The organism is Micromonospora sp. MW-13 (assembly GCF_003434305.1).
In the GTDB taxonomy this organism is placed as follows: domain Bacteria; phylum Actinomycetota; class Actinomycetes; order Mycobacteriales; family Micromonosporaceae; genus Micromonospora.
Window position 1 is genome coordinate 133,149 of sequence record NZ_QKKX01000030.1, and the last position, 12,895, is coordinate 146,043.

General features: G+C 73.7%; 13 protein-coding genes. 5 read left to right on the forward strand and 8 right to left on the reverse strand.

From position 1 onward, the window contains the following. Nucleotides 1-207: 207 nt before the first annotated feature. A complete protein-coding gene (locus C5N14_RS16215) occupies nucleotides 208-615 on the forward strand; it encodes a hypothetical protein (protein ID WP_207892758.1) in 408 nt (135 codons plus the stop codon). 69 nt (nucleotides 616-684) lie between these two features. On the opposite strand, the gene C5N14_RS16220 is transcribed toward C5N14_RS16215, so the two are convergent. Next, nucleotides 685-1,212: a hypothetical protein gene (locus C5N14_RS16220; protein ID WP_243639659.1), complete on the reverse strand. Its 528-nt coding sequence runs from the start codon at nucleotides 1,210-1,212 to the stop codon at nucleotides 685-687. Nucleotides 1,213-1,430: 218 nt separating this feature from the next. On the opposite strand from C5N14_RS16220, the gene C5N14_RS16225 reads away from it, so the two are divergent. After that, nucleotides 1,431-1,961: a flavoprotein gene (locus tag C5N14_RS16225; protein WP_117668922.1), complete on the forward strand. Its 531-nt coding sequence runs from the start codon at nucleotides 1,431-1,433 to the stop codon at nucleotides 1,959-1,961. Between the two features lie 5 nt (nucleotides 1,962-1,966). Here C5N14_RS16225 and C5N14_RS16230 read toward each other — a convergent pair whose 3' ends face one another. From C5N14_RS16230 to C5N14_RS16255, 6 genes are all read right to left on the reverse strand, one after another. Then, on the reverse strand, nucleotides 1,967-2,452 hold the full coding sequence (locus C5N14_RS16230; protein ID WP_117668923.1) for a GNAT family N-acetyltransferase: 486 nt from the start codon (nucleotides 2,450-2,452) through the stop codon (nucleotides 1,967-1,969). 153 nt (nucleotides 2,453-2,605) lie between these two features. Further along, nucleotides 2,606-2,956, reverse strand: a complete 351-nt coding sequence (locus C5N14_RS16235) for a DUF2203 domain-containing protein (protein WP_117668924.1) — start codon at nucleotides 2,954-2,956, stop codon at nucleotides 2,606-2,608. A 76-nt stretch (nucleotides 2,957-3,032) separates the two neighbouring features. Further along, complete coding sequence (gene proC, locus C5N14_RS16240) at nucleotides 3,033-3,851, reverse strand: pyrroline-5-carboxylate reductase (protein ID WP_117668925.1); 819 nt, start codon at nucleotides 3,849-3,851, stop codon at nucleotides 3,033-3,035. Nucleotides 3,852-4,001: 150 nt separating this feature from the next. Beyond that, nucleotides 4,002-5,030: a 6-phosphofructokinase gene (locus C5N14_RS16245; protein WP_117668926.1), complete on the reverse strand. Its 1,029-nt coding sequence runs from the start codon at nucleotides 5,028-5,030 to the stop codon at nucleotides 4,002-4,004. A gap of 163 nt (nucleotides 5,031-5,193) precedes the next feature. Beyond that, complete coding sequence (locus C5N14_RS16250; RefSeq protein WP_117668927.1) at nucleotides 5,194-5,697, reverse strand: pyridoxamine 5'-phosphate oxidase family protein; 504 nt, start codon at nucleotides 5,695-5,697, stop codon at nucleotides 5,194-5,196. Nucleotides 5,698-5,777: 80 nt separating this feature from the next. Then, nucleotides 5,778-6,275: a polyadenylate-specific 3'-exoribonuclease AS gene (locus tag C5N14_RS16255; protein WP_117668928.1), complete on the reverse strand. Its 498-nt coding sequence runs from the start codon at nucleotides 6,273-6,275 to the stop codon at nucleotides 5,778-5,780. Between the two features lie 237 nt (nucleotides 6,276-6,512). Here C5N14_RS16255 and C5N14_RS16260 point away from each other — a divergent pair, with 237 nt between their 5' ends. Next, nucleotides 6,513-7,205: a Crp/Fnr family transcriptional regulator gene (locus C5N14_RS16260; protein ID WP_117668929.1), complete on the forward strand. Its 693-nt coding sequence runs from the start codon at nucleotides 6,513-6,515 to the stop codon at nucleotides 7,203-7,205. Nucleotides 7,206-7,286: 81 nt separating this feature from the next. Here C5N14_RS16260 and C5N14_RS16265 read toward each other — a convergent pair whose 3' ends face one another. Further along, nucleotides 7,287-7,544, reverse strand: coding sequence for a hypothetical protein (locus C5N14_RS16265; RefSeq protein WP_117668930.1), 258 nt, complete (start codon nucleotides 7,542-7,544; stop codon nucleotides 7,287-7,289). Nucleotides 7,545-7,645: 101 nt separating this feature from the next. Here C5N14_RS16265 and C5N14_RS16270 point away from each other — a divergent pair, with 101 nt between their 5' ends. Further along, nucleotides 7,646-11,266 carry an AAA family ATPase gene (locus tag C5N14_RS16270; protein ID WP_207892759.1) on the forward strand — a complete coding sequence of 1,207 codons (3,621 nt, stop codon included), beginning with the start codon at nucleotides 7,646-7,648 and terminating at the stop codon, nucleotides 11,264-11,266. 646 nt (nucleotides 11,267-11,912) lie between these two features. Next, nucleotides 11,913-12,740: a DUF308 domain-containing protein gene (locus C5N14_RS16280; protein WP_117668932.1), complete on the forward strand. Its 828-nt coding sequence runs from the start codon at nucleotides 11,913-11,915 to the stop codon at nucleotides 12,738-12,740. The last annotated feature ends 155 nt before the right edge of the window (nucleotides 12,741-12,895 follow it).

A 12,895-nucleotide genomic window follows, 5' to 3' on the forward strand; every position in this document is an offset into this window, starting at 1 on the left:
GTGGGAAGTGGTAGTGAAAGATAGATATCACTGAATCCAGTCCTAATGGAAGATCACCGATCCCCTACAGGGGTGGATAGGGGTGGTTCGGTCCACAAGCGCCCGAAGTCACCGGACGCCCGAGCCGGAGTCGCAGGACGCCAAATAACCCAGTGGATCGGTCGGGAATTTCCCTCGGGCCGCCCGGGTTCGGCCGGCGACCTGGTCGTGGTCACCATCCCGCTGCGGCTCCCCGAGTTGGACGACGAGTCCACCACCAGTGATCTGCTCCAGCGGCACCTGCCGGAGTCCACCGTGGTCAAGGGCCTCAACAACATCTACTTCAAGCCCCTGCTCGCCCTGGCCCGCCCGACCGGCGCCGCCGACCGCAGCGCCCTGCCGATCGCCGGCGACGACGCCGCGGCGAAGGCCGCCGTCACCGCGTTCCTCGACACCCTCGGGTACGACGCGGCAGACGTCGGGCCGCTCGCCGAGGGCTGGCGCTTCCAGCGGGACACCACCGCGTACGCGGCGTTCTACGCGGCCGACCCGGCGGGCGACTTCGACGTCCCCGCCCGGGTGGACGCGGAGAGACTGCGCGCCGCCCTCGCCGCCCGCCGCTACGCCGACGCCTGAGCCTGACCGGGGCCCCTGCTCACCGCCCCGGCGGCAGGCGTCCCTGGTCAGCAGCGGCCCGGTCACCGGTCACCCTGGCGACCGCACGTCCGAGGGGAGGTGGACGCGCTCGGCGGGGATCCCCGCCGCCAGCAGCCGCAGCCGCGCGCCGGCGAGCATGGCCGGCGGCCCACACACGTACACCTCCTGCCCGGGCTCATGGTGGTCCAGGGCCAGGGTGAGCGCGTCGCCCCGCTCCGCCGGCCCGGCGAGGACGTCGTGCGAGAACGCCGGGACGAGGGTCAGCCAGTCGTACGCGCGCTGGAGCCGGTCCAGGCTGATCGCGTCGTACAGGTCGGCGAAGGTGCGCGCCCCGACGACGAGGGTGACCCGGCGGCCGTCCGGAGCGGCGGCGACCTGCTCGACGAGGGCGCGCAGCGGCGCGAGGCCGGTGCCCCCGGCGACCAGGAGCAGGTCCCGGCGGGGTCGCGGGTGGAGGGTCAGCCCGGTCTCGGCCGGCGGGCCCAACCAGAGCGGCTCGCCGGGGCGTACCTCGAAGAGGTGACCGGTCGCCCCCGTGCCGCAAGCCCTCGCCTCGACATCTTCGACGAACTGCACAGCAGGGCCGATGACGAATGATCAGCGAGGCAGCAGGTGAACGACGTTCAGCGGGTGAGCCCCAATGACCCCATACCGGAACACCATGCGGTGCGTCACGTCGCCTTTCTGGTACTCAGCAACACCGCTCAGCTAAACCATGCCAAGCAGCCAACATCCGGGCTTCCTTCTCCGGGCTCAACCCGATCTGCGAAGCGCAGTGTGGGTGAGCGGGTCTCGTGACCGGTCGTCCGGTCCTGTACCTGGTGGTGTGCGCCGCTCCCCCGGCGCAGCGGATCGGCGGGTTGGTCGAGCTGCTGATGCGGGACGGTTGGACGGTGTGCGTGATCGCCACGCCGACGGCCGCCACCTGGGTCGACCGGGAGGCCCTGGCCGAGCGGACCGGTCACCCCGTTCGCTGGACGCCCCGGTCGCCCGGAGATCCCGCCGTGCACCCCGAGGCCGACGCCGTCCTGGTGGCCCCCGCGACCTTCAACACCGTCAACAAGTGGGCGCTCGGCATCAACGACAGCGTCGCCCTCGGCATCCTCAACGAGCTACTCATGTCGGGTCTGCCGATCCTCGTCTCCCCGTACGCCAAGGGGAGCCTGACGGCGCACCCGTCGTACGCCGGACACGTCCGGCTGCTCGCCGGGGCCGGCGTGGAGTTCACGGAAACCTCGGCCCTCCGGCCGGGGACGGAGGCCGGGGAGCACCCGTGGCACCTGGTGAGCGAACCGCTGAGGCGTCACCTTCGGACCGGCCGCTGAGCCCGTCAGTCGGCCGGCGGCAGGCTCAGGCGCAGCGTCCGGCCGGAGGTGGGAACGAACCCCAGCGACCGGTAGAGCGGCTCACCGTCCGCCGTCGCCCGCAGGTCGATCTTGCCCACGCCGCGCTTCCGGTACCAGTCGAGCAGCGCCTCCAGGCAGGCCCGCGAGTACCCGCGCCGCCGGTAGCCGTGGTCGGTGACGACGTTGAAGACGTACCCGGTCAGGCCGCCAGGGTTGTCCGGGCCGCCGAGCCGGCGCTCGATCGTGCCCACCGCGACGGCGGCCAGCTCCCCTGGCCCATCCGGCTTGTCGACGACGAAGACGCCCATCGCGCCCTGCGGCTCGGCCAGCCGGTCGCGCAGCGTCTCCCGGGCCGCCTCCTGCCAGGGGCCGGGCGCGGGCGGTGCCCCGGCCATCGCCGCCAGCATGACGCCACGCAGCCGGACGATCTCGGAGGCGTCCCCGACGGCCGCTCGACGCACGATGATCATGTTGGGACCGTACCCCCGGTGCCCCTCGGCGCGTCGGCAGTTCCCAGGGCTCAGTCTCCCGCGCCCTCGCCGCCACGACCGGCGCCGCACCTGGCCGCCGGCCCGGCCCGGCCTCCCGCCACGGTCGGGGTCAGGCGTCGGGAGGGCGCCGTTTCACACCGGGCGGCGGCCGGCGAATCCGCACTCGACGCGGTGGTACCAGCGCACGTCGGAGTCGCCCTCCAGCCAGCACCACAGCACCGGGCGGCCGGCCTGCTCGCCGGGGAAGTCCAGCAGCACCGGGGCGATGCCCTTGACCTGGATGTCGTGCTCGTGCAGCTCGTCCACGACGCCGTGCAGCCGGGCCTCCAGGGCCTTGACCTCGGCCAGGCCGCCGAGCGGGCTCAGGCCCCCGTCGGCGAGATCGGCGCGTAGCTCGGCCAGGTCGGCCCGGATCCGGATCAGCTCGTCGATGCGGGGACGCAGGGTGGCCACCAGGAACCGCGCCTGGGCGAGTGTGAACACCGCGCCAGTATGGGGCACGGCGGTGGGTGACGCGTCCCGCCGGTCCGCCGGCGGGACCGTGGCGGGGACGGGTGCGCTACTCGGACTGGGCGGCCAGTTCCCGGGCCCGGTCGCGGGCGGCCTCCAGCGCGGCGAGCATGGCCGCCCGGACGCCGTGGTTCTCCAGCTCCCGGATGGCGGCGATGGTGGTGCCGGCGGGCGAGGTGACCGCCTCGCGCAGCTTGACCGGGTGCTCGCCGGAGTCGCGCAGCATGACCGCCGAGCCGATCGCGGTCTGCACGATCAGCTCGTGGGCGACCTGCCGGGGCAGGCCGAGCAGGATGCCGGCGTCGACCATCGCCTCGACCAGCAGGTAGAAGTACGCCGGCCCGGAGCCGGAAAGGGCGGTCACGGCGTCCTGCTGGGACTCGGGGACCCGGACGGTCGCGCCGAGCGGGGAGAACATCTCCTCGGCCAGGGCCAGGTGCTCGCCGGTGGCGTGCGCGCCGGCCGAGATCGCACTCATCGCCTCGTCCACCAGGGCCGGGGTGTTGGTCATCACCCGCACCACCGGGGTGCCCTCGGGCAGCCGCCGGGTGAAGAAGGTGGTGGGCAGGCCGGCGCAGAGCGAGATCACCAGCTTGCCGGCCGGCACCTTCGGCCCGATCTCGTCGAGCAGGGCGGCGGCGTCCTGCGGCTTCACGGAGACGGCCAGCACCGCCGCCTCGTCGACCGCGGTCAGGTTGTCGACCACCCGGACGCCGTAGCGGGCGGTCAGCTCCTCGGCCCGGCTCGGCCGGCGCGCCGTGGCGAGCAGCCGCTCCACCGGCCACCCGGACCGCAGCAGCCCGGAGAGCATCAGCTCGCCGATCTTGCCGGCCCCGATCACCGCAACGATGTGTCTCCCCGCCGCCATGGCCGTACCCCCTTACCCGCCTCGCGTCGTCCCAGGGTGTGTCGCCCCCCGGGCGTAGCCGCCCGCCGCGGACGCCCTGGACCGGCGCGGCGGGGCACCCGGCGGCGCGTGCGGCGACCCGCAGGGGGTGCCGCACGCGCCGCGTGGGCGTCAGCTACCGAAGAAGACCTCGGCCTCGTTGTACCGCTCCAGCGGCACGGTCTTCAGCTCGCGGGTGGCCTCGGCCAGCGGCACCCGGACGATGTCCGTGCTCTGCATGGCGACCATCTTGCCCCAGTCGCCCTCGTGCACCGCGTCGATCGCCTGGAGGCCGAGCCGGGTGGCGAGCACCCGGTCGAAGGCGGTCGGGGTGCCACCGCGCTGGATGTGGCCCAGCACGACGGTGCGGGCCTCCTTGCCGGTCTTGGCCTCCAGCTGCTCGGCGAGCCACTGGCCGATGCCGCCGAGGCGGACGTGGCCGAACGAGTCGAGCTCCTGGTTGTGCAGCACCATCTGGCCGTCGAGCGGCTGGGCGCCCTCGGCGACCACGACGATCGGGGCGTACTGGTGCTGGAAGCGCTTCTCGACGTACCCGGCGACCTGCTCGACGTCGAACTGCCGCTCGGGCAGCAGGATGACGTTGGCGCCGCCGGCCAGGCCGGCGTGCAGGGCGATCCAGCCGGCGTGCCGGCCCATCACCTCGACGACCAGGGTGCGGTGGTGGCTCTCCGCCGTGGTGTGCAGCCGGTCGATCGCCTCCATGGCGATGTTGACGGCGGTGTCGAAGCCGAAGGTGTAGTCGGTCGCGCCGAGGTCGTTGTCGATCGTCTTCGGCACGCCGACGACGTTGACGCCCAGCTCGTGCAGCTTGGTGGCGACGCCGAGGGTGTCCTCGCCGCCGATCGCGATCAGCGCGTCCACGCCCTGCGCGGCGAGGTTCTCCTTGATCCGCTCGACGCCGTTCTCGATCTTGAACGGGTTGGTGCGGGACGAGCCGAGGATGGTGCCGCCGCGCGGCAGGATGCCCCGCACCTCGGCGATGCCCAGGGGCTTGGACAGGCCCTCCAGCGGACCCTTCCAGCCGTCCTTGAAGCCCACGAACTCGTGACCGTAGCTGGCGACGCCCTTGCGGACCACCGCCCGGATTACCGCGTTGAGACCCGGGCAGTCGCCGCCGCCGGTGAGCACGCCGATACGCATGATCTGCTCATCCTCCTGGAGCATCAGGTGAAGCCCGATTTGCCCCAGGATATGTGTCAGATCAGACCATCGGCGCCATTGCCGGCCCGGGGCGGGCCGTCAGTGCGAACTGTAGCCGTCGTACCTGCGCGCCGGCCGCGCGCCCCGGGCAGCCGCCCACAGCTCAGCAGGTCGTCTCCTGGCCACCCCCCGCCCTCGGCGGCTTGCCGGTGCCCGCCGCCCTGGCGAAGCCGAGCAGGTTGACCACGGTGCTGCTCGCCGAGTCCCAGTACTCCGTGGAACTGACGTGCACCCTGATCAGCGTCAGCCCGGGGGTGTCCAGCCCGTCCGGGAACCAGGTTTTCAGCAACGGGTTCCACACCTGCTCGGCGCGGGCCCGGTCGTACTCCTCCTGCGCGGTGCCGGACAGCGAGACCCAGGCGTCGTTGCGCCGGTCGGAGAACCCGACGTTGACCTCCGGGTTGACCCGGAGCTGGCGGACCTTCGCCGAGTCGGCGTGGGCGAAGAACCACAGGTCGCCGTCGAACTCTGCCGCCTGTAGCCCCATCGGCCGGCTGACCAGCCGCCCGTCCAGGCCGATGGTGGTCAGCATGCAGATCCGCGCCTCACGGATCAGCTCGGTGACCCGGTGCCGGGCGTCGGTGGCGCTGGTCGGCTCACTGCTCATGGCGGTACCTCCCTCGATCGACCGGACGTCGACCCGGTGCCCGGGACGGACCCGACCAAACCCGAGGGAGCCGACGAACGTCAGCGGGCGGTCATCGCGCGCCAGCGGGCGAGGTTGTGCCGGGCGTCGACCAGCGCGTCGTGCCGGGCGGCGTCGGCGTTCGGCAACGGCGGTCGCCCCCGGTCGTCCCAGAGCTGCCGCAGATCCTTGGTGAACCGGGGGATCTCCCGGGGCAGCGCCGGCATCGCCCCCCAGAGCTGGGCCAGCACCACGTGGTCGTACGCGGCGTACCAGGCCCACAGCTCCAACTGCTCGCCCGGCCGGTCCCGGACCGGCTCGACGAGGAACTCGTAGAGCTCGTCGCGGATCCGCTCCCGCGACCGCCAGGCCCGGTCGGCCGGCGAGGGGAGCTTGTCCAGCACGTTGCGGCGCACCCAGGGCACGGCCCGGGAGTCGTCGAACTCGGTGGAGACGGCGTAGAACTCGCGCCCGTTCTCGTCGACGACGCCGATCGACACCAGGTCGACGGTGCGCCCGTCCTCGATGAACTCGCAGTCGTAGAAATAGCGGTAGACCATCGTCCCCATCCTGGCCCACCCGCGCCACCCGCCGTCGGCCGGGGCCCGCCCCGCCGCCCTTCGCCGCAGCTCGGGAGTGTCACGGAAGTGTTTCCAGGGGTGTACAGCAAGCGACTGGACCGTCATGATCTGATGTGTACCGCTACCGGACGTCGAACCGGTTCAGAACCTCGTACCGGGGACTGTCAGGTTCACCCGGCTGCGAGTTGTGGTCCTTGACCGGGGAGGGGTTGGGCCGTGGAGATGCGCCTGCCGGAGCCGGGTGACGCCCTCACGGGGGTCGACATGTTCGCCGGCCTCGAACCGGAGGTGCGCCAGCGGGTGATCGCGGCGGCGGTGCCGCGGACGTACCGCAAGGGCCAACTGCTCTTCGTCGAGAACGACCCGGGCGAGTCGCTGATCGTGCTGCGCCGGGGCGCGGTGGCCGTGTTCCGCACCGCGCCGACCGGCGAACGGGCCGTGCTGTCGGTGATCCGCCCCCCGGAGGTGCTCGGCGAGGTCTCCCTGCTCGACGCCTCCACCCGCTCGGCGTCGGCGGAGGCCATCGAGGACTGCTCGGCGCTCGCGCTGTCCCGCTCCGCCTTCATGGAGCTGGTGCACTCCAACCCGCGCATCCTCGACGTGGTGATGCGCTCGCTCGGCGGGCTCATCCGCCGGCTGACCGAGCAGAACGCCGACCACGTCTTCCTGGACCTGCCCGGTCGGGTCGCCAAGACGCTGGTCCGGCTGGCCGGCGAGAGCCAGGCCCCGATGATCACGATCGAGCTGAACCAGAGCCAGCTCGCGGAGATGGCCGGTGGCTCCCGGCAGAGCGTCAACCAGGCGATCGGTTCCTTCGCCAGCCGCGGTTGGCTGCGTACCGAGGGTCGCCGGATCGTGGTCACCGACGTGGCGGCGCTGCGCCGCCGGGCCGGCATGAGCGACCGCTGAGCCACCCCGCCCCCGGACGGTGAGAGGGCCGGCGGGCGAGGCCCGCCGGCCCTCTCACCGGTTATCGACTTGTCCCGTTGTTCACTTGCCCGGCTCGTCCGCGGGCGGTGCGCCCGGGCCGGGACCGATCTTTGTCGGATCGGTCGGCTTGGGCGTCGGCGTCGGCGTCGACGTGGTGTTCGTGGTGCTCTCGGGACCAGCGCCCTGGCCGTCCGGCGTTTCTACCATGCCCTGCTCCTCCAGTGAGGCGAGAGTGACGGCGTCGACCTCGACCGTGTCGCCCGGGGCCCACATGGTCCCGCGCGCATCCATCCACGGGGCGGACAGTCGTACGTGCACGGCACTCTCCTGACGGTGTATCTCCTGAGTGGAAGGTTAGTCTGACCCGATCAGCCGCATCGTCCGCCCGCATATCGGGTAGCCGACTCAGCGGCGGGGGCGTGATACTGGGGCCACCTCGCGCTACGGAGCCGACCATCGACCTGAAGTGTGGACACTGCTCACGGGAAGCCGGTCCCGACGACCGCTTCTGCGGCGGGTGCGGGCAGGCGCTGAGCCGTAGCTGCGCCCGCTGCGGGCACCCCAACGGTGCCGAGGCCAACTTCTGCACGAGCTGCGGCCAGCCGCTGCACGACCGGCCGGTGGCGGTGCAGGAGGACCGCCGCCAGGTCAGCGTCCTGTTCATCGACATCGTCGACTTCACGACGTACGCCGAGCGGGCCGACCCGGAGCAGGCCCGCGGCCTCCAGCAGGGCTACTTCGCCACCGTGCGCCGGCTGGTGCACCAGTACGGCGGGGTGGTCGAGAAGTACATCGGCGACGCGGTGATGGCGCTGTTCGGGGCGCCGGTGGCCACCGACAACGACGCGTTGCGCTGCGTCCGCGCGGGGCTGGAGCTGCAACGGAACCTGGCCCGCCAGCCCACCGGCCCGCATCCGCCGCTCGGGTTCCGGGTCGGCATCGCCACCGGCGAGGCGCTGGTCGACCTCTCCGCCGCCCGCGACGGCGGGCAGGGCTTCGTCACGGGGGACGTGGTGAACACGGCCTCCCGGTTGCAGTCCCTCGCCCCCTCCGGCGGCGTGGTGGTGGACGAGAGCACCTGGGCGGCCACCCGGCACGACATGGAGTACGCCGTCCAGCCCCCGGTGACGCTGCGGGGCCGCTCCGCGGTCAGCCGGATCTGGCTGGCCGTCCGCGCGCTGCCCCAGCGGGACCTGAGCAGCGCCGAGCAGACGCCGATGGTCAACCGGGAACACGAGCGCGGCCTGCTGGTCAACGCCCTGCACCGGACGATCACCGAGCGCACCTCGCAGCTGGTCACCGTCTTCGGTCCGGCCGGGGTGGGCAAGAGCCGGCTGCTGCGCGAGTTGGCCCGGACCGCCGCCAGCCTGCCCGGACCGCCGGTCACCTGGTTGGTCGGGCAGTGCCCGCCGTTCGGCGAGAACGTCACGTACGCCGCCCTCGCCGACATCGTCAAGGGGTGGGTCGGCGTGTCGGACGTCGACGACCCGGCGGCCCTCGGCGACCTGCTACAGCACCGCCTGGGCGGGCTGGCCGACCGGCACGGCGTCCGGCTGGCCGGCCAGCTCGGCCCGCTGATCGGCCTGCCCGGCGAGCGGCTCACCCCGGGCGAGACCGAGGCGTCCTGGCGGCGGTTCCTGCTCACCCTGGCCGCCGCCGGCCCGACGGTGCTGGTCTTCGAGGACATGCACTGGGCCGACCAGGCCATGCTCGCCTTCGTCGAGCAGCTCGGCGCGGCGGCGCGCGGCGTGCCGTTGCTGGTGGTGGCCACCGCCCGGCCGGAGCTGCGGGAGCGCCACCCGGCCTGGACCGGGACGATCAGCGGGGCGATGTCGATCTCGGTGCCGCCGATGCACGACGCGGACATCGACACCCTCTACTCGCTGCTGCTCGGGCAGGCCGCGCTGTCGCCGGAGTCCCGGGGACCGCTGATCGAGTTCGCCGACGGCAACCCGCTCTACGCCCAGGAGTACGCCCGGATGCTGCTCGACGGCGGGCTGCTCGACGCGGCCCGGCCGGACGTCCGGCTCGACCCGGCCGGCTCCCCGGGGATGCCACGCACCGTGCAGGCGGTCATCGCCAACCGGCTCGACCTGCTCGACCCGTCCGACCGGGCCGTGCTCCAGGCCGCCGCGGTGGTCGGCGTGCAGTTCTGGCCGGGGCCGGTGGCCACCGCGCTGGGCCGGCCGGTGGAGTGGGTCGAGCGGGCGCTGGACCGGCTGCAACGCCGCGACCTGGTGTACGAGCAGCCCACCTCGACGATGCCCGGCCAGCCCGAGTACCGGTTCCGGCACATCCTGGTCCGGGACGTCTGCTACCAGCGGCTCCCCCGGGCCGAGCGGGTGCTGCGCCACCAGCGCACCGCCGACTGGTTGGAGCAGATCACCGACGGCCGGCAGCACGACCTCGTCGAGGTGCTGGCCAACCACCGCTGGGCGGCGCACGAGATCGCCCGCACCGTCGGCCTGGACACCGCCCCGTACGCCCCGGCGGCGCGGGCCGCCCTGCACCGCGCGGCCCGGCGGGCGAACGAGCTGCACGCGCTGGACACCGCCGCGACCCTGGTGGGGCGGGCGCTGGCCCTGGCCGGCGGGCCCGACCCGACGCTGGAGCTGTTCGACGCCGAGCTGGCGTTCTACCGCGACGGCGACGCGTTCCTGGTGGCCGGGGGCACGGACAAACTGACCGGGCTGGCCGACCGGCTGGCCGAGGCCGGTGAGTGGACCGGGGCGGCCCGGGCCTGGACGCTGCTCGCCACCGCGGCGTGGAGCCGCGCCGACCGGTCGGAGACGCTGCGCTGCCTGGACCGGGCGCTGGGCATCTACGCCGACCTGCCGGACACCGAGGAGAAGGCGGGCGCCCTGCTGGAGCTGGCCCGGGTGCACATGCTCAACGCGGAGACCGACCCGGCCTGCGCGGCGGCCCGGACCGCCGCCGGGCTGGCCGAGCGCCTGCGACTGCGCGAGGTGAGCGCGAACGCCCGGATCACCCTCGCCGTGGCCCGGTACCAGTCCGGCGTCGGCGAGGCGTACGCCGAGCTGGCCGAGATCACCGAGCACTGCCGGGTGGAGCGGCTGACCAGCCGCCGCCGGGCGGTGCACAACCTGGCCTGGGTGTTGCAGGAGGAGGGCGACCTGGCCGGGTCGGCCCGGCTGGTGGACGAGCAACGCTCGCTGGACCTCGGCGGCGAGCACAGTCTGGCGACGAGCTTCGAGGACCAGTGGGCCCGGTCGTACTACGCCGGGGACTGGGGTTCGGCGGCGGCGCTGGTGGCCGAGTCGACCCGGCGGCCCACCGCCGAGTGGGACCTGCACATCGTCGCGGTCTCCGGCTGGCTGCGGGCGCTACGCGCCCACCCGCAGGGGGCCGACACCGACCCGGCCGGCACCGACCCGGCCGACGCCAGGCCGGGCGACGCCAGCGGGACGGGCGGGGGCACGGCCGGCGGGCGCAGGGCCGAGGAGGGCGGCGAGGGCGACCAGGTGGAACGGGCGGTGCTGGCCGCCCGGCGCTCGGGCTTCCACCGGGTGCTCCGCTCGACGCTGGCCCACGCCGCACTCTGTCGGGCGGTGCAGGGACGCGACGCCGAGGCGCTGCGGCTGCTCGCCGAGCTGGACGAGGACTGGCGGCGGACCCGGATGATCCCGTTCGCCGAGTGGGTCCCCGCGATCGGGCACGTCGCGGTGGTGCTCGGCGGGGATGCCGCCCGACAGGTCCGGGACCTGCTGGCCTGCTCGCCGCGAACGACCCCGTGGGCCCGGGCCGCCGGCCAGGCTACGGAGGCCGCGCTCGCCCGGGCGGCCGGGGACACCCACTCCGCCGCCGGGCTGTTCCGGTCGGCGGCCGAACAGTACCGGCGGATGGGCGACGCCACCGACCACGCGCTCGCCCTCGCCCTCGCGGTGCCCACCCTGCGCGAGGAAGACCCGGCGGACGCGGCCGAGGTGCTGGCCCAGGTGCGGGAGTTCGCCGCCCGCAACCACGCCCCGGGCCTGCTCCGCTTCGCCGGTGTCGGTGCCGGTGCCGGCCCGCAGGCGTAGCCCCGCCGGCCCCGGCCACCCGGACGCGGCCGGCGGTCGACCCGTCGCCAGGTCAGTTACCTCGCGCCTATCCACCACCCGCATACCGCGACGTCAGTGACATCGCGGCGCCCCGGCCGCGCCCGAGCGGTCCACCGGGATGGTGCCGGGCCGACGAGGAGCATCGTCGTCGGCCAGCCCTTGGTCCCCTTACCGGTGAAGTACTCCGCTTTGGCGATGATTGTGACTTTTTGCTTGCCGACCGGCGGTGTGAAGGTCGAATCGGAGAAGGGCAGGCGGCTGCTGGCGAGGATGACCGCACCGGCGTCGGGCACGTGGTGCAGACCCTCGACCCGAGGGTGGAAGATCAGCCTCGGCAGGGACCGGGGATGGCGTACTTCATCAGCCAGTACAGGGCCGGTGGCCGTCCCGAGAGGGCAGCCACGCCGCCACCGCCCGCCCGGGCTGGCGGGGCCCTCGGCCCGCCCCGGGGCGGGCCCGCGGGGACGCCGTCGGCGAGCGGGACTGTCGGGCATGAGCCTACGAACCGGGAGCGGCACGCCACAACGCACTCCCGGAACGGGGCCCCGACGTGTCACGATTCAGGGCACGGCGTACGGGGCGCCGGGACAACCGCACCGCGAGGTGCTCCGAGGGAGGATGTCCGGTGTCAGCGGGTGGGGCCCGCCGGGGGCGGCGGGACAACGGGCTCGACGCGAGCGAGTACGCCGTCGCCGGCGACGTGGATCCGCGCGTCGGCGAGCACCTGCTCGACGTGCTGGCCGCCGGCGGCATCGCGGCGTACCTCCAGCCGTCGGCCGACCTGAACCCCGTCACCCGCACCACCACCGTGCCGGCCCGGCCGGTCGACCGGCTCTACGTCGACCGGTCCCACCTGACCACGGCGCGCGACTACCTCACCCAGCTCACCGACGAGACCCCCGCCGAGCCGACCCGGGACGAGCCGGACGTCGACGCCGAGTGGGCCCGCATCGTGGCCGGCTTCCACACCACCCCGGCCGCCGGGGCACATCCCTGGCCAGCGGCGGAGGACGTCGACGACGAACCGGGCGAGCCGGCGGCGGGCGGGACCGGCCGGGCCGGGATGGACGAGGGTGGCACCGCCACCGACGTGCGCCGGCTGCCCTGGGCCGCCGACATCTCCGGCGTCTCCGTCGGCCGGGGCCGGCAGGACGAGCCGTCGCTGCTGGACGGGTTGGACACCTTCGGCGCCGACCTGCCCGACGACGCGGAGGAGCGCTACCACCCGCCGCCACCCCCGCCGCTGCCCCGGATCTCCAAGTACGCGGTGGCCGGCGTGCTCGCCATCATCGTCGGCTTCGTGCTCTTCCTGGAGCCGTCGCTGCTGCCGGTGGACAAGTCGGTGGTCACCCTGTTCGGGTTCACCGGGATACTGGCCGGCTTCGTGACGCTGATCTGGCGGCTGCGCCCCGACGACTCCGACGACGACCCGGACGACGGCGCCCGGGTCTGACCCACCCGGCGCGGAGGCGGGCCCCAGGCCGAGGGGCAGCAGGTCCACCCTCCGTCGCGTACCGTTCCCGGGCACGGACGCCGGGTGCCCGAATTGCGGGACGCCCACCGCCCTCCGCGAAAGGCGTAACAGTGGTGTAACTTACTGTCAGTAGG